This is a genomic window from Variovorax sp. Varisp85 (assembly GCF_047304045.1).
Lineage (GTDB): Bacteria > Pseudomonadota > Gammaproteobacteria > Burkholderiales > Burkholderiaceae_C > Variovorax.
The window spans coordinates 19,692-39,049 of the sequence record NZ_JBGLYN010000064.1 but is presented as its reverse complement, the minus strand read 5'-3'; the positions used below and the strand labels follow the sequence as shown (position 1 = coordinate 39,049).

Sequence of the window (19,358 nt, the reverse complement as noted above, 5' to 3'; positions counted from 1 at the left end):
CAGCGACGTCCTCGAGCGGCTGCCCACGCAGCCGGCCAGTCGCGTCGGAGATTTGCTGCCGCATCGCTGGCAGCCAATCGAAGTGCGCTGATCGAAGGACCGACGTCAAGACGGGATCACCGCGCGCTTACTTAACTCGGGCTATACCAACAGGCTTTCCGGCCCGGCATCTCTATCGCGGGAGGTGACTTGGATCTGCCAAGGCGGAATGACCCCGAAAGACTCCACGTCTCCCTTGGCAATCCGCCCCGCGCGCGTCGCAGCCCAAGTAGCGTCGACGAGTCTGCAGCCTTGGGCTCGCAAGCGATTGCTCAGCATCTGTTCGTTGAAGATCGCCAGCGTCTTGCTTTCGAAAAAGGGAAGCGTGTCGATGTCGAGCTTGAAGCGAGAATGCCATTCAACGCCTTGCTCGGTCCCGTCGCCAGTGAGCCATCCTAGGATGTTGCGCCGGTATCCACCTGAGATTGGAGCATTCTCTTTGAAGGGACTTCGAGGATCCCTTGAGAAAAAATCGACTCCGCTCGTCACGCTCACGAACGAGCCGAGAATTTTGACTTCCGTGGGGGAGAGAAAGACGAAGGAGGTCCTCACCCACGACTGACATCCGACTCCAAGAAGGTCGACAGGCTCGTTGTAATAGTCGATGTGGCCTATGGCCACGCCACGCCCAGCCAACAAGTCCAGCATGCGCCCGTCGAAGCGTTCGAGATAAGCGACATAGAGTTGCTTGAAGGCAGACGTCGCCAAGTGAACAAAGTCATAGGCGTGCAATCGCGATCCCAAATAGGCCACGCCACTGTCCCATGCCGAAAACTCCCATGCCGCATTCGAGCCGCCGATCAAGGTCACACCAGGCTGAAGCGCTTCTTCATGCCCGGGCGGCAACGTATTGTCGACAATGACGCAATCGTGCACCACATCCGGCAGTTGGCGCGCGAAGAGTGCCTGGATATCTTCCAGAGCATTCGGGTACTTGCCGGTCCCGTGCCGAACGAGCAAGGTGACGATTTTCAGTTTTTTCTTATTCATAGCTTGGCCAGTTTCAGTACCTCTTCACGGTCTAGCCAATCCGAGATATCGGATCGCTCCACGCAATGCTCGACGAAGGCCATCGATGAGGTAGCGCACGTGCGCCAGCTTGGCGAGTCCTGAGCATCCACCAAGGCCGTGGAGGCGGGTAGCACGGCAACAGGTAGGTCGGCCAGCACCCGACCCAGACTTTCGACCAACGACACCGTGTCGTCGAATTCGATCATGCGACCGGACAAGCTCGAGTGCGCACTGATTTCATCCCACAACGCAGATTTTCTGACCAGCACCGGTCGCCCGTAGGCAAGGCTCTCCACCACCGGCAAGCCGAAGCCTTCATAGTAGGACGGAAAAACAATCGCCTTTGCTGTTGCAATCAATCGATGGATTTCTTCGTCGGATGCCTGCCCGCTTGCGATGGCTTTGACACGTGGCATTTCGCTTGCCACAGTTCCCAGCACAACGAACTGCTGCAATGGAAATGCGTCCGAAAGATTTTGTAAGGTGGGTGCGAGATCCTTATGCTCGTATGCGTTGCCGAACAGCAGCACGAAATCGCTGGAAGGGAGGCCGCGATATTCGGGAGTCACATGATCCTCAGCGTCCAGACTGAGATGTATCACCCGCTCTTGCACGAGGCCTTTCACCGGGAATCTCTGCCGGAAGCGGTCCTGGGTGAAAGAGGAGATATAGGCCAGCCCATCAGCGTGCGCGGCAACAAACTTCCAAGTCGATTCCACTCGCTCGTCCACCGGGTAAAGAATGTCCCATGCGATGGTGTCCAGGATATTGAAGATGAGGACCAATGCGCTCCGGTGCAGTTCAGCAACGACTTCAACTGACCAGGGTTGATTCGGCATCAGCGCCGCGGCATAGGGCCCCGAAATTTCGCCATGCACATGTGTGAACATGGGGTAGCGCTGTGCAAGTCCATGAAACTTTGCCGCCGCTGCCCCGCTCTGAACATCGATATGCCATTGCGCATCCTTCAGGGACGCCAATCCGTCGAGCAAGCCGATCATCGCCTGCGAGGTGCCGTTGTAGATGGGCGCCATGCCACGGCAATCGAGCAGCAACCGACGTGGTTTGCTTCTGCCTGGATGAGCCGCAGTCAGCAACCACTCAAGCCTGAATGGCAGACGGCGGCTGTTCTCCATGTTGGCTCTGGCATGGTCTGGATACATCTCCAGCAATCGAGTCATTGCAGCGGGAGCCAGGGCAAGATAGGCCGCCGCCTGATCTCGCTGAACGCTTGTCGAACGCGATGCCGACACGTCGGCAGGCAACGAGACCACTGCGCGATTCGACACCACGTTGCGGAAGCCGCGGCGCCTCGCCATGCACAAGCCCAGTGCCAACGCGCCACGAACACTGTCGAGCGGGCGCGATGCCCCCATTGCCGCTACGACTTCGCGCCGCAACAAGGTACACGATGACAGCAGTTCGGCAGTGATCACAGTTTCCGGCAACAGGGACAGTGCTTCGCGGGAGGTAAAAGCCGGCTCCCCCAAAGAATGCAATGAAGGAAAGGGGCAGATCTCATCCGTCAACGCATTGGCGAAACGCGGCTGCGCGCTGCCAAAGAGCGGATCCTTGTAGAGCGCCTGCCACAAGGGCAGCAGAACCTCATTGGCGGGCAGGAGCAAGCCCATAATGACAAGCAGTCCTCGCTTCCTCATGGCCGCTTCCTCGACCGCGCGATCAAAGGTGAGCGCGCCCTGATTACCAGCCGCGAGATGCCGCCCCCAATCATTGCCAGTTGGCAATTCCACTCCCTTCGGGAGTGCGATATTTATTCGTCCACCGACATTGCCGAAGCCGCAGTACTGGAGCAATCTCCGGGCATGCTGCATGACCTTCGCCTGATCCATCGCCAATTCATCGGACAGGTCTACGAACAGATCGTACGAACCGAATGACAAGCGATCGGAATGCTCGGTCTGAGGCGACGAAGACTTAGTTGTCATTGAGGGCCCTGGCGAGTTGCGCATAAATAGCTTGGGGAGAGAAATCATGAGCAAGTGCCACACCGAGCTGCGTCAACGCTTCAGCGCTCGGCCGCTCGTCCAGCACGCGCGAAACCTGCCGTGCAAAGTCAAACCAGTCGGTTGCCACATGCAGCAGAGGCCTCGCTGCATCCCCCAGTCCATCAACACCCGCGGGAAAAGTGACCACAGGTCGAAGCTGGCAAAGCGCTTCAACCGTCTTGATCTTGAGCCCGGTTCCTGCCACCGTGGGATTGATCACCACGGCAGCTTGAGCATAGGCCGCATCCAGATCGCCCAGACGCCCGAGAATCTTTACCCCGTCAGGTACAACTGCCACTGCGCGGCCCACGTCACCGACCACGTGCAGTTCAGCCGCAGGCTGGTGCTTGCGAATGATGGGCCAGGAAAATCGCAAGAAATCCTTCAAACCCTTGTTGTTCATCGGATTGTTCGATGCGACAAGTAGGATGGTGGATTCCGATGGCAGTTCTTCGACTTGTGTTTTGACAGAGAAATCCACGCCCACGTTGATCACAGACCGATCGGGCGCCATACTTGAAAGTTGACGAGTCTCTTCCGGCTGAATGCCTATGACAATATCAGCCCGGTTTACCAGTTCTGCTTCCTCCTCTTCTGACAGCAGAAAGACGTCCTTGATACCGAACTGCGCAACCTTGCTGGCTTTGGTTGAAAAAACATCGTGTGTATCTACAGCCTTGGTCAGATCGCCCCGAAGCAGCGAAAAGCCTCTCGTCATGAACACGTATTCGGCCAGCAGCAGATCGAAGTGGCAGTTCTCGTCGAGTTTGCGCATGAGTTCGATCAGAAAATCCGGAGAAAAGACACGCAGGGTCTCAATGAGTTCCGTACGCCCAAAGCTGGTCTCCCGATCAGTCAACAGCGAGTCAAGATTTCTAGGCGAATAACCGCTCAGGCCTTTGAGGACAGGTGCGTCCTTCGCAAGATTGTGATGAATCACACCATCGCGATCGCACACCATCAGTTGGGGATACACCGCCGCGGCCGCGGAAATTTGCGCCTTGGAGAGCGGTTCCCCGGGCAGTGGGCACACTATCAGCAAGATCTCCCATCCTTCTGACCCCAGCCACTTGAGCATCTGGTGAATGCGATATTCGTTGCCAGCGCGCGGCGGAAACGGCAGAACGTGGCTGACGCACATCAATCGCCTGGGCGCATCTTGGCCCGTTGGCCTCAGCTGAAAAGCAGAGTTCGTCGTGGCCGCCTCGATGGTCCGCAATTTGAACGAGCGTACCGGCTTGGTGGGAGGAATTTTTTTGGGTGCATCAGTTCCCGACGGCCCCTCAGCGAGCAAAGGCCGCGATGGCAGTTCGTCCGCAGCTACGCGCCAATCAAACCTGACAATGCGCATCACGCCTTTTTTCAACCGTGGATGTCTGGCGAGGAATGCCTTCAGATTTCGGATCAGGCGCGGGTAGCGCGTTGCAACTCGCCGCAAAGGGCCTGTGATTCGCCAGCTCATTGACGACAAGGTTGCCTGAAGACGCCCATCAAGAGAGAGGTAAGCCTGCTCCGCTTTCTCCAATCGGTTGATCAAATCCATTTCACGTTGCTGGGCGAACCGGAGAGCGTTCGCATTTTTTTGATTCTCCTTATCAAGCAGTTCTTGTGCTTCCGCGGCGGCATTGAGCCGAGCTCGAGCATCCCGCTCGCGTTCCTGTGCCTCACGATCTCGCTCCAGCGCTTCATGCCGGATTTGCTCGACCGCTGCGCGTACGTCTCGGAGTGTGAGCCTCAACAAAGCCAAGGCGTTGCCCTGATCATCGGCTGACGGTTTCAATGGAGCAGGCGACTCAGCATGAAACGCGATGTGCGTCGTGCTCGCCGAGCCAAGGCGCGAGCCTCGAGAAGCCGTTGATTGCAGCGAAAACTCTTCGCGGTACTCACTCTCCAGACGGGCACATATCAGTCGGAAAGCTTCTTCTCCGTCAAGTCCCTCTTCTTCTTCCCAAGTCTTGAGCCGGTCAATGATGTTGTAGACCGCCCGCAGGATCGCTACGGCCACGGGATAGCCACTCGCCTCCCCAGACTTGGTTGCGGACAGATGCAGGTCAATTTGCCCGTGCGCAAATGCAGCGAGATCATCTCCTGCATGCGCAACGCGGACACGGTCGGGATTGGACGTGTAGCGGTTAGTCTTCTCAATCCACTGAGCAACATCCGTGTGCGAGAGATGGTGAATGCACGCGCCATCTTCAAAAGGAACAACAAATGCGTCCTTCTCTTCGAACTGCGCACCGCCATGCACTGTCTGGGTGAAGGAGATCTTGTCCCGATTGAAGAATCTCGGTTGATACTCAGGCCAGTAGTAGGCGCGCTCATCATGCACTCCGAGGATGTAGTGTCGCTGAGGAAGCAGATAGACGCCGGCACGCGGAGCGAGCAATTCCCGCCGGATGAAGCGGGTTGCTTCAACGCTCAGACACTCATCGTCGTCCATGCACACGATCCATGGATGCGTGCAGTGGGTGATTGCAAAAGCCTTGGTCTGCTCGACGACGGGGGACCAAGGGACAACGACGACTCGATCCGCAATTTCCGCCGCGATTTCTGCCGTTCCATCTGTGGAGGATTTGTCGACAACAATCAGCTCATCCACGAATGAGAGCGCTTTAAGGCAAGTTCCTATTAAGTTAACCCGGTTGTACGAAATGACCAGCCCGCTCACCTTGTTCGTGGAGTTGCTTTCGGCGACCGCCATACCGTCACCTAATATATTTGCCATTGGATGTTGCGCCTTGCACTTTATGTCTATCGGAGAAAAGCCATCGGAATCCGGTTCGACAGTTGCCTTCGATCAACAATTCTCCTAGATAAGTTCGTGCGGCCAGGTGCGCTTCCACGTCCTAATGGGATCATGGAAACAGGTCCGCCTTGCCCAGCGAAGACCCCGCCGCATCCTTTGCCGACAACTGCGGCGACATTCCAATTTCGGGCCAGGCGATGCCCAGTGCTGCATCGTTCCAAGCAATACACCGCTCGTGCGCCGGTGCATAGTAGTCCGTCGTCTTGTAAAGAAACTCGGCCGTCTCGCTCAGTACTAGAAAGGCGTGCGCGAATCCGGCCGGCACCCACAGTTGCTTGTGGTTGTTCTCGCTCAATTCGACACCGACCCATTTGCCAAAGGTCGGCGAAGACTTGCGGATGTCGACTGCCACATCGAACACCGCCCCTTTTACAACGCGCACCAGCTTCCCTTGCGGCTGTTGAAGCTGGTAATGCAGGCCTCTCAGAACCCCCTTGACCGAGCGCGAATGATTGTCCTGGACGAAGTCGACATGTTTGCCGACGATTTGATCGAATGCTTTTTGATTGAAGCTCTCGAAGAAAAATCCTCGTGCGTCACCAAACACCTTGGGTTCAATCACGAGCACGTCGGGAATTTCGGTCGGTGTGGCTTTCAAGAGCGCACCTCTTCGCTCAACAGGTGCTTCAAATATTTGCCATACCCGCTCTTCTCGAGAGGAGAGGCAAGCTTCGCAAGCTGCTCGGTCGTGATGAAACCATTGCGCCAAGCGATCTCTTCGGGGCAGGCGATCTTCAGCCCTTGACGGTGCTCGAGTGTCGCGATGAACTGCCCAGCCTCGAGCAAACTGTCATGGGTACCGGTGTCCAACCATGCATAGCCGCGCTGCATGATTTGTACATTGAGCTGACCGAGACCGAGATAGGCCTGATTGACGGCGGTGATCTCAAGCTCGCCACGCGCGCTCGGTTTGACGGCCTTGGCGATATCGACGACCTGGTTGTCGTAGAAGTACAACCCGGTTACCGCATAACTGCTCTTCGGCTCCAGCGGCTTTTCCTCGATGCTGCTGGCTCTGCCCTCGGCGTCGAACGCGACCACGCCGTAGCGCTCAGGATCATGCACGTGATAGGCGAACACGGTGGCGCCCGACTGCTTCGCATCCGCGCCAGCGAGCAGGTGCGCAAAGTCGTGACCATAGAAGAGGTTGTCCCCAAGCACCAGCGCACTTGGGTCATTGCCCACGAACTTGTCGCCAATGATGAACGCCTGCGCCAATCCGTCAGGGCTGGCCTGCACCGCATACTGCAGATTGATCCCCCACTGGCTCCCATCCCCCAGCAACTGCTGGAACCGCGGCGTGTCCTGCGGCGTGCTGATGATCAGGATGTCGCGCATACCGCCGAGCATCAACGTGCTCAGGGGGTAGTAGATCATCGGCTTGTCGTACACCGGCAGGAGCTGCTTGCTCATGGCCAATGTGGCCGGATGCAGGCGAGTGCCCGAACCACCGGCCAGGATGATGCCTTTGCGTTGCGTCGTCTTGGTCATGTACTTTTTCTCGTGAAGATTCAAAGGATTTCGCGCAGCATGCGCGCGACGCCTTCCTGCCAGGGCGGCAGGCGCAAGCCGAAAGTGGCCTGCAGCTTGGAGGTGTCGAGCCGGGAGTTGTGCGGGCGCTTCGCCGGAGTCGGGAAGGCGCTGGTGGGCACCGCCTCGACAGCCTGCGGGCCGGCCTTGAGTTCGACGCCGGCCTGCTGCGCCAGTTCGAGCACGAAACGCGCGTAGCCGTGCCACGTCGTCTCGCCACCGGCAATCGCGTGATAGAGACCCGCCTTCGCCGGATCCTGCAGCGTGGCTCGAATGGCATGCGCCGTCACGTCGGCCAGCAACTCGGCCCCGGTCGGCGCACCGAACTGGTCGTCGATGACGGTCAGCTTCTCGCGTTCCTTCGCCAGCCGCAGCATGGTCTTGGCGAAGTTGCCGCCGCGCGCCGCGTACACCCAGCTCGTGCGAAAGATCAGATGGTTTGGGCAGTTCTGCGCCACCAGTTGCTCGCCTTCGAGCTTGGTCTGTCCGTACACGCTGAGCGGGCCGGTCGCGTCGCCTTCTTTCCAGGGCTTGATGCCGCTGCCGTCGAAGACGTAGTCGGTCGAGTAGTGCACCATCAGCGCCCCGATCTGCCGGGCCGCCTCGGCCACGACACCCGGCGAGGTGGCGTTGAGCTTGCGTGCGAAATCGGGCTCGCTCTCGGCCTTGTCGACCGCCGTGTGCGCCGCGGCATTGACGATCACGTCGGGGCGAACCTTCAGCACCGTCTCGGCCAGTTGCTCGGGGCGGCTGAAGTCAGCGTTGAAATCGGTGCTGTCGAAATCGAGCGCGACCAGCTCACCCAGCGGCGCAAGGCTGCGCTGCAGTTCCCAGCCGACCTGCCCGCCCTTGCCAAGCAGCAGCAACTTCATGCCGCGGCCTTCGCGTCGTATTGCTTCTCGACCCACTCGCGGTAGGCGCCGCTTTGCACGTTGCGCACCCATTCGCTGTTCGCGAGATACCACTCAACGGTCTTGCGGATGCCGGTGTCGAAGGTTTCGGCGGGCTTCCAGCCGAGTTCGCGTTCCAGCTTGCGCGCGTCGATGGCGTAGCGGCGGTCATGGCCCGGGCGGTCGGTGACGTAGGTGATCTGCTCCTTGTACGGCTTGCCGTCCGCGCGCGGGCGCAGCTCGTCGAGCAGCGCACACACGGTGTTGACGATCTCGATGTTGGGCTTCTCGTTCCAGCCGCCGACGTTGTAGGTCTCGCCCAGCTTGCCGGCCTCGAGCACGCGGCGGATGGCGCTGCAGTGATCCTTCACGTAGAGCCAGTCGCGCACCTGCATGCCGTCGCCGTACACGGGCAGGCTCTTGCCGGCCAGCGCGTTGACGATCATCAGCGGGATCAGCTTCTCGGGAAAATGGAACGGGCCGTAGTTGTTCGAGCAGTTGGTGGTGACCACCGGCAGGCCGTAGGTGTGGTGCCAGGCGCGCACGAGGTGATCGCTGGCGGCCTTGCTGGCCGAGTAAGGGCTGTTGGGCTCGTATTTGTTTTCTTCGGTGAAGGCCGGATCGGTCTTGGAGAGCGAGCCGTAGACCTCGTCGGTCGACACGTGCAGGAAGCGGAAGGCGGCTTTCTGCTCGGCCGGCAGTGCGCTCCAGAAGCCGCGTACGGATTCGAGCAGGCGGAAGGTGCCGAGGACATTGGTCTGCACGAAGTCTTCAGGGCCGTGGATGGAACGGTCCACATGCGATTCGGCCGCAAAGTTCACCACGGCGCGAGGCTTGTGTTCGGCCAGCAGGCGGTCGAGCAGCGCGCTGTCGCCGATGTCGCCCTGCACGAAGACGTGCTTCGGGTTGTCCTTGAGCGATGCGAGCGTCTCGAGATTGCCTGCGTAGGTCAGCTTGTCGAGGTTCACGACCGGCTCGTCGCTGTTGGCGATCCAGTCGAGTACGAAATTGGCGCCGATGAAGCCGGCGCCGCCGGTTACCAGGATCATGGGGTCCCCTGAATGTTTGTGAGAAGTTCGGTGCGGCAGATTAACAAATGATTATCCCATCGCTCATATGGGCAAAAGTCACAGGTCGGTAGTCGCAGGAACCCCGCCTACAATCGCCCCACTGCAGGAGAGCGGGCCACCCAGGTGGCCCTACCGAAGGCGCAAACTCCCATAAACGCTCAGGTCGGCCCGAACAAGGGGTCTGTACTGCACCAACTGAAACGCCGTCTGGAGAGCCGCCACGCCATGTGGCGCACCGAAGGAGCAAACCCTCTGCGGGCGCAGCGGGTGAATCTCTCAGGTACCAAGGACAGGGGGAGCGGCAACTTGGACGGCGGTCGTCCGGTTGCTTGCTATTGATTCAATAGCACACCACGTCCGCCGTTCAAGCGCTGCAACCTCAAAGGTACTTGAAATGCGCGTGATCGTTCTTGGCGCCGGCCTGCTCGGCGTGACCTCGGCTTACTACCTCCAGCAACTCGGCCACGAAGTGACCGTGATCGACCGGCAGGCCACCCCGGCCGCCGAAACCAGCTTCGCCAACGGCGGGCAGATCTCGGTCAGCCATGCCGAACCCTGGGCCAATCCCAGCGCGCCGCTGAAGGTGCTGCAGTGGCTGGGCAAGGAAGACGCCCCGCTGCTCTTCCGCATCCGCGCCGACATGCGCCAGTGGCTCTGGGGCCTGCAGTTCCTGCGCGAATGCACGCCGGCGCGCACCCGCCACAACATCGAGCAGATCGTGCGTCTTGGTACATACAGCCGCTCGATGTTGCAACAGTTGCGCCGCGACACCGGCCTGAACTACGACCAGCGCACGCAGGGCATCCTGCACTTCTACACGACGCAGAAAGAGTTCGACGGCGCCCTCGCGCCCGCCGAGCAGATGCGCGCCCTGGGCTGCGAGCGCCAGGTCATCTCGGCCGACGAAGCCGTGAAGATCGAGCCCGCCCTCGCCCACATCCGGCCCAAGCTGGCCGGCGCCACCTACACGGCCGAGGACGAGTCAGGTGACGCCAACCGCTTCGCGCGCGAACTGGTGGGCCTGGCCACGGCAGCGGGCGTCAGGTTCCTGATGAGCCACACCGTGACCGCGCTGCGCGAGGCCGGCGGCAGCATCGACCACGTCGAGGCCACCGACAGCGAAGGCCGCTTCCAGCGCATCCGCGGCGACGCCTTCGTGCTGGCGATGGGTTCGCTGAGCCCGCTGTATGCCGCGCCGCTGGGCATCCGCCTGCCGATCTACCCGGCCAAGGGCTATTCGGTGACGCTGCCCGTGAAGGACGCCTCGAAGGCGCACCAGGTCTCGCTGACGGACGACGAATTCAAGCTCGTGTTCTCGCGCTACACATCCGAGTCGGGCGACCGCCTGCGCATCGCCGGCACTGCCGAGCTCAACGGCTACGACCGCGACCTGAACCGGGTGCGCTGCGAAGCCATCGTGCGCCGCGTGGAAGAGCTGTTCCCGGGCGCCGGCGACACGACGCAGGCGCAGTTCTGGACCGGCCTGCGTCCCGCGACGCCGAGCAACGTGCCGTTGATCGGCAAGACGAAGCTCCCGAACCTGTTCCTCAACACCGGCCACGGCACGCTCGGCTGGACGCACGCCTGCGGTTCGGGCAAGTCGATCGCGCGCATCGTGAGCGGGCTGGCGCCGGAGGTCGATTTCGCGTTCACCGGCATGCCCGCGCCCGCGCCGCGCGCGCTGCAGCCGGCCTGATCGCCGTCAGTCGTTGCTGGCGAACACCGTCAGCACGCCGGTGTAGCCATACAGATGGTGGCGGGCGATCTCGCCCGCCGCGAAGAACCCCACCAGCGGCACGTCGCCCAGCGCGTGCCGCACGATCTGCAGTTCCGCACCCGGCGCGCCGAAGTGCGGACCGCCGCGCCCGGAACAGCTGACGTACACCGCCCCCGCGATGCGCCGCGCCGGATGCGGCGCCGCCTCGGCCTCGCCCGCCGCCACGGCGCGCGCGGTGGCCAGCGTCTGCTCTTCGGGCTCCAGTTCCTCGCGGATTTCGGCGCAGATGCGCATCAGGTCGGCACGCGCGGCCTGCGCATTGCGGCGGCAGAAGCTCAGCCGCATGCCGGCCTCGGCCACGTCGGCGATCGCGATGCCGCGGCGCGTCGGGTCCAGCCCGATGATGTGGCGCACCAGCACGTCGGCACCCAGGTCGCCGGTGCGGCGGATGCCGTCGCTGCCCGCGTCGGCCAGGCCGACCAGCGTGTTACGCACGGCGTCGATGGCCTCCTGCGGCCGCTCGAGCGACACCTGAAGGTCGGCCAGCAGCACGTCGAGCGCCGGCTCGCCGTCGAGCTTCAGCAGCAGGTTGCCGTCGGCTTCGGTGATCTCGCGCTCGCGCGCCGCCCCCGATCGCAGCGGCTGGCAGCCCTGCGTGACGCGCGACACCAGCCGCACGCCCTCGCCGAGAACCACGCCTGACAGGCCGCCCGAGAACACCCCGCCCGCCGCCCCGTGCCCGCGGATGTTGCCGTTGCCGCCGACCGCGAACTGCAGCGCGCTGCCACGCCCCGAAGACAAACCGCCGAACAGGTAGCCCGTGTTCGTGCGCCCCGCCATCTCGGCGATCAGCTCGGCAAGGTCGGGGGTGGCCGGGTCGGCATGCACCAGCGCCGTGTGGGCCTCGAAGCCGCTCATCTCGGAGTTGCCCAACGGCGCCACGCCCGAGAACACGCGGTATTGGTCGCTGGGCAGGGCACAGAGCATCAGGCTCAGCCCGGGCTCGTCGAAATACTCGGCATTGTTGGCCGACACGCCGACGCCGACCGTGCCCGACCAGTCGGTCACTTCGGGCAGCTCCGCGCTCAGGTGATCGAGGATGTCCTGCGCCTCGCTCGCATAGTGGTCGGTGATGTAGAGCAGCCCGAGCGTCGGCGAAGACGCGTAGTCGGGCAAGGCCATCTGTGCGCGCAGCTGGGCCAGCACGAGGCCGGCCGCCATACGCCATTGCGGATGGGTGGCGTGGCCGGAGGGAAACAACTTCATGGTGCGTGCCAACCCGTTCTCTTCAACGAATGAATGTGTATGACGTCAACGCCGGCCGGAGGTTCGCTTGCGGGCGGCGGTCGACGGCCTTTTCTTTGCGGCCGGTGCTGCAGTCTTCTTGGCTGCTGCGGGCTTGCGGGCAGCCGCAGCGGGCTTGCCCATGACCGTGTCGACCGCGTCGGCCAACGGCTGGGCCATGGCCGGCACCTTCAGCTGCGCCGCGTCCTGCAGCGCCGAGCTTGCGATCTGCTGGAACTGCTCGGTGAGCGAGCCCCACCACTGCATGGGGTCGACCACGCCGAGGCCGTCGGGCGAGCCGGCATTCGCCTTGGCCGCAGCAGGCCTGCTGCGCGGCTTCTTCGGCGCCGGAGCTTGCTCCTCGGGCATCTCGTCCGCGTCTTCGACCTCTTCGGGTTCGGGGTCGGGTTCGGGCTCGGGGGATGCCGCTGGTGCCATCGCGGCTGCCTGCTTGGTGAACGCGTTGGCGATGTCTTCCATCCGCACATTCATGCCGCGCAGCGTCGACAAGGTCATCTTCTGCACTTCGAGCGCCTGGATGGTGGCCTTGAGGGCATGGCCGTTCTGTTCGAGCCAGTACTGCACGGTCTTGAGTTCCTGGATGCGCTTGTCGACCTCTTCCACGCTCAGCGTGGGCGCCACCCAGCTCGCAAGGCTCGGCATCCCCGGCACCGAGCCGGCGCCCGAGCCCGCCGCGGCGCCGCCGGCGAGGTTCTTCAAGAAGTCGAATCCGGGAACGAACTGGCTGAAGTCGAAGGGCTTGCTGGCGTTGCTCATGCGGAGGTCTCCTGGGATGGTTTTCTTGTGTTGCCAGCTTACTCCAAGCCCCCGGCCTTTTTCGGCCTTTCGGCACCGTCAGAGTTCGCTTCGGACCTTGCTGAAGACCTTCCAGAAGGCCGCGTCCTGCGAGGTCGCGAAGTTGATCCGCATCATGGTGCTCGGCGGGCGGCGCGCGTGGAACAGCGAGCCCGGCGCCAACAGGTAGCCCTGGTCGAGCATGCGCTGCGTGAGCGCGTCGGTGTCCACGCCCGTATCGACCCAGCCGAACAGCCCCGCTGGCTCCGAGGCGAAAGTGCAGCCATGCGACATGGCCAGCTTCACCGCCCGTCCCCGTGCACCGTCGAGGCGGATGCGCACGCGCTCCGAATGCCGGCGCAGCTGCCCCTGGTCGATGCACCACGACAAGGCCCGCTCGAACAGCGTGGGCGAGGTCAGCGTGGCCAGCAGCTTGGTTTCGAGCAGCCGTTCCTTCAGCGCTGGCGGCGCGGCCAGGAAGCCGATGCGCCAGTTGGGCGCCAGGATCTTCGCGAAGCCGCTCACGTAGATGGTGCGCTGCAGCCCGTCGAGCGCGCTGAGCCGGGTGGCGTGCTCGGGCGCGAGGTGGCTGTAGGTGTCGTCCTCGACGATGTGGAAGTCGTGCTCGTTCGCCAGCTTGAGCACGCGGTGCGCGCTGCCCGGCGTGAGGCTGTAGCCGGTCGGGTTGTGCAGCACGCTCACGCTGACGAACAGCTTGGGGCTGTGCAGCCTGCAGTACTGCGCCATCACCTCCAGGTCGGGCCCGTCGGCACGGCGCGGCACGGGCAGGATGCGCATGCCCAGCGCCTCCAGCCGCGCGAACTCCAGCGCCCAGCCCGGCTCCTCGACCATCACCGGATCGCCCGCGCGCAACAGCGTGCGGCTCACGATGTCCAGCGCATGCGTGGCGCCGATGGTGGTCACGATCTGCTCGGGCGACGCCGGCACGTTGATGCCCACCAGCTTCTGCGAGAGGCTGCGCCGCAGGCTCATGTCGCCGGCCGGCTCGCCGTACTGGAGCGACAGCTCCTGCAGGGCGGCTGTACTGGTCATGCGCCGCACGGCCGTGGGCATGAAGGTCGACGCCATCCAGTCCGGCGGGAACACGCCCATGCCCGGCTGCGGCTTGTCGCTCGGGCGGTGGAACATGCTGCGGATCAGCGAGCTCGCATCCGCCGGTATGCGCGAGGCCATCATCTGCATGACCATGGGCGCGGCCGCGGCCGGATTCGGCGGACGGCCCTCCTGCGCAGGGGCGGAATCCCGCACATAGAAGCCGCGCTGCCGGCGGGCCTCGACGAGGCCCTGCGCCAGCAGCTGGTCGTAGGCGGCGACGACGGTATAGGGACTCACGCCCTGCTGCCGCGCGCATTCGCGCACCGAGGGCAGGCGGGCGCCGGGCGGCAGCAGGCGGGTGCGGATGCGCTCGGCCAGGCGGTCGGCCAACTGCCCCGTCAGCGACTGGGTGGAGGTGCGTGTCAGCATGCGTTTTCCGGGCCGGGCCGGCTTCTGTGTCGAAGGACTGACCAATACAGATTGCCTGATTGTTCGACCATCTGTACCGGAACTGTAATGGTCTCAAGTTTAGAGTGTGTGTCATGAACTGGCAAGAATTCACCGCGCTGCTGGTGCTGGCCACGGCGATGAGCTTCTCGCCCGGTCCCAACACCACGCTCTCCACCGCCCTCGCGGCCAACGGCGGCCTGCCGCGCGCCATGCGCTTCGTGGTCGCGGTGCCCGTGGGCTGGACCCTGCTGCTGGCGCTGTGCGCCGCCGGCATTGGCGCGCTGGTGGTGGCCATGCCCTCGCTGCGCCTGGCCATCAAGGGGCTGGGCATCGGCTACCTGCTGTGGCTCGCGTACAAGCTCAGCGGCAGCGCCACGCTCGGCAAGGCCGACGGGGCGAGCCTGTCGGTCGGCTTCGGACAGGGCGTGATGCTGCAGTTCGTGAACATCAAGGCGTGGCTGCTCGCGCTCACGCTGGTGGCGGGCTGGATCGCCGGCCAGCCCGACGCCCTGGGCCGCTTCGCCATCGTGGCGCCGGTGATGCTCATCTATGCCTTCACGAGCAATTTCGCCTATGCGATGGTCGGCGCGCTGCTGCGCGAATGGCTTGCCAAGGGTTCGCGGCTGCTGTGGTTCAACCGCGCGATGGGTCTCGTCCTCGTGCTCACCGCATGGTGGATGGTGAGCGTATGAAGCTCGCCATGAAAGACGAGACGCTGGGCATGTGGCTCGGCGTCATCGGCGTCGCGATGTTCGCCGTCACCCTGCCCATGACGCGCCTGGCCACCGGCTCGCAGGACGCGCCGCAGCTGTCGCCGTGGTTCGTCACGCTCGGCCGTGCGGCGCTGGCAGGCGTGCTGTCGGCCATCTTCCTGCTGGCAACGCGCTCGCCGAGGCCCGCCGCGCACCAGTGGAAGCCGCTGGGCATGGCCGTGCTGGGCAACGCCATCGGCTTTCCGCTTCTGCTGGCCTTTGCGCTGCGCGTGGTCACGGCCAGCCACGCGGCGGTGGTGACGGCACTGCTGCCGCTGGTCACGGCCGCCGTGGCGGCCTGGGTGCTGCACCAGCGCGCGCGGCTCGGCTTCTGGCTCTGCGCCATTGCGGGCAGCCTGCTGGTGGTGGCGTTCTCGGTACTGCGCGCGAGCCAGGGTGGCCATGGCTTCGGCTTCGAGTGGGCCGACCTGCTGCTGGTGGGCGCGGTCATCGCCGCCTCCTTCGGCTACATCTACGGCGCACAGGTCACGCCGTCTTTGGGCGCCGAGCGCGTGATCTGCTGGGTCTGCGTGATGGCGCTGCCCTTTACGCTGCCGGCCGCGCTGGCGCTGTGGCCGCAGCAGCCCGTCGCGGTGTCGGCCTGGGTGGGCTTCGTCTACGTCGGCATGTTCTCGATGTGGATCGGCTTCTTCGCCTGGTACCGCGGCCTCGCCCTGGGCGGCGCGCTGCGCGTGAGCCAGACGCAGCTGCTGCAGCCCTTCCTGTCGATCCTCGCGTCGATCCCGCTGCTGGGCGAACCGCTCGACGTGGTGACGCTGGGCTTCGCCATCGCGGTGGTGGCCACGGTGGTCATCGGCAAGCGCCTGTCGCAACCGCAGGCCGCGCCAGCTGCAGCCTCGCTGCCCGCAGGCGCCGTCGGCCCGGGGAGAAGCTGACGATGTTCAGCCACATCACCGTCGGCTGCACCGACCTGCCGCGCGCCGCCGCCTTCTACGACGCGCTGCTCGCCCCGCTCGGCCTGAAGCGCCGCCCGGTCACGCCCGACGGCGGGCCCGAGGCGGCCTGCTGGGTCGTGCCGGGGCAGGTGCTGCCGCGCTTCTACGTGTACATCCCGCTGGACGGCGAACCCGCCAGCGCCGGCAACGGCAGCATGGTCGCGTTCTCCGCGGCCTCGGCCGAAGCCGTGAATGCCGCCCACGAGGCGGCCCTGCGCCACGGCGGCCGCGACGAAGGCGCGCCGGGCCCCCGCCCACGCTATGGCCATGGCTATTACGGCGCCTACCTGCGCGACCCGGACAGCAACAAAATCCATGTCGTGTACCGTGGCGACATCCCACCGGACTGACCTCCGGCCCGCCTGCCCCCCTATCCGCATCTCACCTCACCGCCTGAAAGAAGAAAGCCATGAACTGGAAACTCGCCGCCCGCGCCGCCAAGATGAATCCTTCGGTGCTGCGTGAAATCCTCAAGGTCACCGAGCGCCCCGGCATCATCAGCCTGGCCGGCGGCCTGCCCTCGCCCAAGACCTTCCCGATCCAGGCCTTTGCCGATGCCTGCGCCGAAGTGCTGCACAACGACGGCCAGGCCGCGCTGCAGTACGCCGCCAGCGAAGGCTACGCGCCGCTGCGCCAGGCCGTGGCCGACATGCTGCCGTGGGACGTCGATGCCTCGCAGGTGCTCATCACCACCGGCTCGCAGCAGGGCCTCGACCTGGTGGCCAAGGTGCTGATCGACCCGGGCAGCAAGGTGCTGGTCGAGACGCCCACGTACCTCGGCGCGCTGCAGGCCTTCGGCCCGATGGAGCCGCACCCGGTGGGCGTGGCCAGCGACGACGACGGCGTGGTGGTCGAAGACCTCGTGGCGAAGGCCAAGGACGCTCGCTTCGTCTACCTGCTGCCCAACTTCCAGAACCCCACCGGCCGCACCATGACCGAGGAGCGCCGCGCCGCCGTGTCCGCCGCCGCCACGGCCGCCAACCTGCCCATCGTCGAGGACAACCCCTACGGCGAACTCTGGTTCGACGAAGCCCCGCCGCTGCCGCTGGCCGCGCGCAACCCCGAGGGCGTGATCTACCTGGGCTCGTTCTCGAAGGTGCTGGCGCCCGGCCTGCGCCTGGGCTTCCTGGTGGCGCCGAAGTCCATCTACCCGAAGCTGCTGCAGGCCAAGCAGGCGGTCGACCTGCACACGCCGATCTTCACGCAGCGCATGGTCTCTGCCGTGATGAAGGACAAGTTCCTCGACCGCCACGTGCCCACAATCCGCGCCCTCTACAAGCGCCAGCGCGACGCGATGATCGCCGCGCTCACGCGCGAGATGAAGGGCCTGGACGTGAAGTTCAACGCGCCCAAGGGCGGCATGTTCCTGTGGGCGCGGCTGCCCGAGGGCGTCGACACCGTCACGCTGCTGCCCAAGGCGGTGGAGCGCAACGTGGCCTTCGTGCCCGGCGCGCCGTTCTATGCGGGCGAAGGCGATCCGCGCACGCTGCGCCTGTCGTTCGTGACGGCCAGCGTGGAAGAAATCGACATCGCCATCGCCGCGCTGGCACAGACGCTGCGCGAAGAGCTGGTGCTGCTCGGCGACAGGCAACTGGCCGCCGCGCAGGTCTGACCCAGGAGCCTCCCTTGATCGGCCTCGCAACGCTCTCGCTCTTCCTGCTCGCGGTACTGGCGCTGTTCCTGTCGCCCGGCCCGAACATGGCCTTCGTGCTCTCGCACGGCGTGGCCCACGGTCCGCGCGGCGGCTTTGCGGCGGCCCTCGGCATCTCGGCGGCCGACCTCGTGCACACGCTGTTCGCCGCCACAGGCGTCACCGCGCTGGTGGCGGCGTGGCCGCCCTCGTTCGACGTGCTGCGCTATGCGGGCGCGCTGTACCTGGTGTGGCTGGCAGTGCAGGCGCTGCGAAGCGGCGGCGGCCTTCGCATGGGCGCGCAGGCGCAGCCGGCCGGGTTCGGGCGCATCGTGCGCATGGCGCTGCTGAACAACCTCGTCAACCCGAAGGCGCTGCTGTTCTTCATGGTGTTCCTGCCGCAGTTCGTCGATCCGGCGCGCGGCAGCGTGCCGCTGCAGCTGGTGCAGCTCGGCGTGCTGCTGTCGATGGCCGCGCTGGCCTTCAACACGCTGCTGGGCGCATGCAGCGGCCAGATCGGCCGCTGGCTGCACAGCCGCCCCGGTGCGGCACGGTTCCAGAGCGGCCTGCTGGCCGCCGTGATGCTGGGGCTGGCCGTGCGCCTGCTCTTCCTCGACCGCCCTTCACCCCGCTGACAAAGAAACCGACCATGCTCAACATCTGGGGCCGCATCAGTTCGATCAACGTCCGCAAGGTGGTGTGGTGCGCACAGGAACTCGGGCTCGACTTCCAGCGCACCGAGGCCGGCGGCAGGTTCGGCGTGGTGCAGACGCCCGAATACCTCGCGCTCAACCCGAATGCGATGGTGCCCACCATCGACGACGGCGAAGGCGCCGAGCGCGTGACGCTGTGGGAGTCGAACGTGATCGTGCGCTACCTCTGCGCGAAGCATTCGCACGGCACCCTCTACCCGAGCGAGCTGCCCGCGCGCTTCGACGCCGAGCGCTGGATGGACTGGCAGCAGACCACGCTCAACCGCGCGAGCCGCGACGCCTTCGTGCAATGGGTGCGCACGCCGCCGTCGGAGCGACAGTTGACGCTCATCGACGACTCGGTGCGCGCCAGCGAGGCGCTGTTCGCAATGCTCGACGCGCACCTCGCCCGCCAGCCGTACATGGCCGGCGAGCGCTTCACCATGGCCGACATCCCCATCGGCTGTGAGGCGCACCGCTGGTTCGGCCTGCCCCCCGCCGAATACCGCCGGCCGACGTGGCCGAACGTCGAGCGCTGGTATGCCGAACTGCTTTCCCGCCCGGGCACGCGCGGCGTGCTCGACCTGAGCCTGGAATGACCCCCGGTCTCCGCGCACTTCGTGTCGCTTCGCCACCCCCTTCCAGGGGGCAGCACCTGTGGCCCGGGAAAGCCG

Annotated in this window: 17 protein-coding genes and 2 riboswitches; of the genes, 7 read left to right on the top strand and 10 right to left on the bottom strand. The window is 64.3% G+C overall.

Features of this window, described 5'->3' with window-relative positions:
• Nucleotides 1-141: 141 nt before the first annotated feature.
• The 7 genes from ACCC97_RS22110 to rfbB form a co-directional block, all read right to left on the bottom strand.
• Nucleotides 142-1,029 carry a hypothetical protein gene (locus ACCC97_RS22110; protein ID WP_413335068.1) on the bottom strand — a complete coding sequence of 296 codons (888 nt, stop codon included), beginning with the start codon at nt 1,027-1,029 and terminating at the stop codon, nt 142-144.
• Nucleotides 1,026-2,996 (bottom strand): glycosyltransferase, encoded by a 1,971-nt coding sequence (locus ACCC97_RS22105; RefSeq protein ID WP_413335066.1) that lies wholly within the window; start codon nt 2,994-2,996, stop codon nt 1,026-1,028. Before ACCC97_RS22105 ends, ACCC97_RS22110 begins: the two co-directional genes overlap by 4 nt.
• Nucleotides 2,986-5,757, bottom strand: a complete 2,772-nt coding sequence (locus ACCC97_RS22100; RefSeq protein WP_413335064.1) for a glycosyltransferase — start codon at nt 5,755-5,757, stop codon at nt 2,986-2,988. Before ACCC97_RS22100 ends, ACCC97_RS22105 begins: the two co-directional genes overlap by 11 nt.
• A gap of 154 nt (nt 5,758-5,911) precedes the next feature.
• The gene (gene rfbC / locus ACCC97_RS22095; protein WP_413335062.1) at nt 5,912-6,460 is read right to left on the bottom strand and encodes a dTDP-4-dehydrorhamnose 3,5-epimerase; all 549 of its coding nucleotides are present in this window, start codon (nt 6,458-6,460) and stop codon (nt 5,912-5,914) included.
• Nucleotides 6,457-7,353 (bottom strand): glucose-1-phosphate thymidylyltransferase RfbA, encoded by an 897-nt coding sequence (rfbA, locus tag ACCC97_RS22090; protein ID WP_413335061.1) that lies wholly within the window; start codon nt 7,351-7,353, stop codon nt 6,457-6,459. The genes rfbC and rfbA overlap by 4 nt, the downstream gene beginning before the upstream one ends.
• A 20-nt stretch (nt 7,354-7,373) precedes the next feature.
• Nucleotides 7,374-8,264 carry a dTDP-4-dehydrorhamnose reductase gene (rfbD, locus tag ACCC97_RS22085; RefSeq protein WP_413335059.1) on the bottom strand — a complete coding sequence of 297 codons (891 nt, stop codon included), beginning with the start codon at nt 8,262-8,264 and terminating at the stop codon, nt 7,374-7,376.
• Nucleotides 8,261-9,331, bottom strand: a complete 1,071-nt coding sequence (gene rfbB, locus ACCC97_RS22080; protein ID WP_007838954.1) for a dTDP-glucose 4,6-dehydratase — start codon at nt 9,329-9,331, stop codon at nt 8,261-8,263. Before rfbB ends, rfbD begins: the two co-directional genes overlap by 4 nt.
• A 114-nt stretch (nt 9,332-9,445) precedes the next feature.
• A riboswitch (glycine riboswitch) is annotated at nt 9,446-9,542 on the top strand.
• 7 nt (nt 9,543-9,549) lie between these two features.
• Nucleotides 9,550-9,655: riboswitch (glycine riboswitch) on the top strand.
• Nucleotides 9,656-9,746: 91 nt separating this feature from the next.
• On the opposite strand from rfbB, the gene ACCC97_RS22075 reads away from it, so the two are divergent.
• Entirely contained in the window at nt 9,747-11,048 is a 1,302-nt protein-coding gene (locus ACCC97_RS22075; RefSeq protein WP_413335057.1) for a D-amino acid dehydrogenase, read from the top strand.
• Nucleotides 11,049-11,054: 6 nt separating this feature from the next.
• Here ACCC97_RS22075 and ACCC97_RS22070 read toward each other — a convergent pair whose 3' ends face one another.
• From ACCC97_RS22070 to ACCC97_RS22060, 3 genes are all read right to left on the bottom strand, one after another.
• On the bottom strand, nt 11,055-12,335 hold the full coding sequence (locus ACCC97_RS22070; protein WP_413335055.1) for an FIST C-terminal domain-containing protein: 1,281 nt from the start codon (nt 12,333-12,335) through the stop codon (nt 11,055-11,057).
• A gap of 45 nt (nt 12,336-12,380) precedes the next feature.
• Nucleotides 12,381-13,130: a PhaM family polyhydroxyalkanoate granule multifunctional regulatory protein gene (locus tag ACCC97_RS22065; RefSeq protein ID WP_413335053.1), complete on the bottom strand. Its 750-nt coding sequence runs from the start codon at nt 13,128-13,130 to the stop codon at nt 12,381-12,383.
• A gap of 78 nt (nt 13,131-13,208) precedes the next feature.
• Nucleotides 13,209-14,633 (bottom strand): PLP-dependent aminotransferase family protein, encoded by a 1,425-nt coding sequence (locus ACCC97_RS22060; RefSeq protein ID WP_413335051.1) that lies wholly within the window; start codon nt 14,631-14,633, stop codon nt 13,209-13,211.
• Between the two features lie 113 nt (nt 14,634-14,746).
• Here ACCC97_RS22060 and ACCC97_RS22055 point away from each other — a divergent pair, with 113 nt between their 5' ends.
• From ACCC97_RS22055 to ACCC97_RS22030, 6 genes are read left to right on the top strand one after another with little or no spacing between them, the layout of a single operon-like run.
• Nucleotides 14,747-15,346 carry a LysE family translocator gene (locus ACCC97_RS22055; protein ID WP_413315846.1) on the top strand — a complete coding sequence of 200 codons (600 nt, stop codon included), beginning with the start codon at nt 14,747-14,749 and terminating at the stop codon, nt 15,344-15,346.
• Nucleotides 15,343-16,302, top strand: coding sequence for a DMT family transporter (locus ACCC97_RS22050; protein WP_413335049.1), 960 nt, complete (start codon nt 15,343-15,345; stop codon nt 16,300-16,302). The genes ACCC97_RS22055 and ACCC97_RS22050 overlap by 4 nt, the downstream gene beginning before the upstream one ends.
• A 2-nt stretch (nt 16,303-16,304) precedes the next feature.
• Nucleotides 16,305-16,712 (top strand): VOC family protein, encoded by a 408-nt coding sequence (locus tag ACCC97_RS22045; protein WP_056597625.1) that lies wholly within the window; start codon nt 16,305-16,307, stop codon nt 16,710-16,712.
• Nucleotides 16,713-16,771: 59 nt separating this feature from the next.
• Entirely contained in the window at nt 16,772-17,974 is a 1,203-nt protein-coding gene (locus tag ACCC97_RS22040; RefSeq protein ID WP_413335047.1) for a PLP-dependent aminotransferase family protein, read from the top strand.
• Nucleotides 17,975-17,988: 14 nt separating this feature from the next.
• Nucleotides 17,989-18,627 (top strand): LysE family translocator, encoded by a 639-nt coding sequence (locus ACCC97_RS22035; protein ID WP_413335045.1) that lies wholly within the window; start codon nt 17,989-17,991, stop codon nt 18,625-18,627.
• Between the two features lie 14 nt (nt 18,628-18,641).
• Complete coding sequence (locus tag ACCC97_RS22030) at nt 18,642-19,283, top strand: glutathione S-transferase family protein (RefSeq protein ID WP_007838937.1); 642 nt, start codon at nt 18,642-18,644, stop codon at nt 19,281-19,283.
• Nucleotides 19,284-19,358 lie beyond the last annotated feature (75 nt).

Coding starts and splice junctions, on each gene's coding strand:
- ACCC97_RS22110 (WP_413335068.1), bottom strand. CDS start 1,029: ATGAATAAGAAAAAACTGAAAATCGTCACCTTGCTCGTTCGGCACGGG.
- ACCC97_RS22105 (WP_413335066.1), bottom strand. CDS start 2,996: ATGACAACTAAGTCTTCGTCGCCTCAGACCGAGCATTCCGATCGCTTG.
- ACCC97_RS22100 (WP_413335064.1), bottom strand. CDS start 5,757: ATGGCGGTCGCCGAAAGCAACTCCACGAACAAGGTGAGCGGGCTGGTC.
- rfbA (WP_413335061.1), bottom strand. CDS start 7,353: ATGACCAAGACGACGCAACGCAAAGGCATCATCCTGGCCGGTGGTTCG.
- rfbD (WP_413335059.1), bottom strand. CDS start 8,264: ATGAAGTTGCTGCTGCTTGGCAAGGGCGGGCAGGTCGGCTGGGAACTG.
- rfbB (WP_007838954.1), bottom strand. CDS start 9,331: ATGATCCTGGTAACCGGCGGCGCCGGCTTCATCGGCGCCAATTTCGTA.
- ACCC97_RS22075 (WP_413335057.1), top strand. CDS start 9,747: ATGCGCGTGATCGTTCTTGGCGCCGGCCTGCTCGGCGTGACCTCGGCT.
- ACCC97_RS22070 (WP_413335055.1), bottom strand. CDS start 12,335: ATGAAGTTGTTTCCCTCCGGCCACGCCACCCATCCGCAATGGCGTATG.
- ACCC97_RS22065 (WP_413335053.1), bottom strand. CDS start 13,130: ATGAGCAACGCCAGCAAGCCCTTCGACTTCAGCCAGTTCGTTCCCGGA.
- ACCC97_RS22060 (WP_413335051.1), bottom strand. CDS start 14,633: ATGCTGACACGCACCTCCACCCAGTCGCTGACGGGGCAGTTGGCCGAC.
- ACCC97_RS22055 (WP_413315846.1), top strand. CDS start 14,747: ATGAACTGGCAAGAATTCACCGCGCTGCTGGTGCTGGCCACGGCGATG.
- ACCC97_RS22050 (WP_413335049.1), top strand. CDS start 15,343: ATGAAGCTCGCCATGAAAGACGAGACGCTGGGCATGTGGCTCGGCGTC.
- ACCC97_RS22045 (WP_056597625.1), top strand. CDS start 16,305: ATGTTCAGCCACATCACCGTCGGCTGCACCGACCTGCCGCGCGCCGCC.
- ACCC97_RS22040 (WP_413335047.1), top strand. CDS start 16,772: ATGAACTGGAAACTCGCCGCCCGCGCCGCCAAGATGAATCCTTCGGTG.
- ACCC97_RS22030 (WP_007838937.1), top strand. CDS start 18,642: ATGCTCAACATCTGGGGCCGCATCAGTTCGATCAACGTCCGCAAGGTG.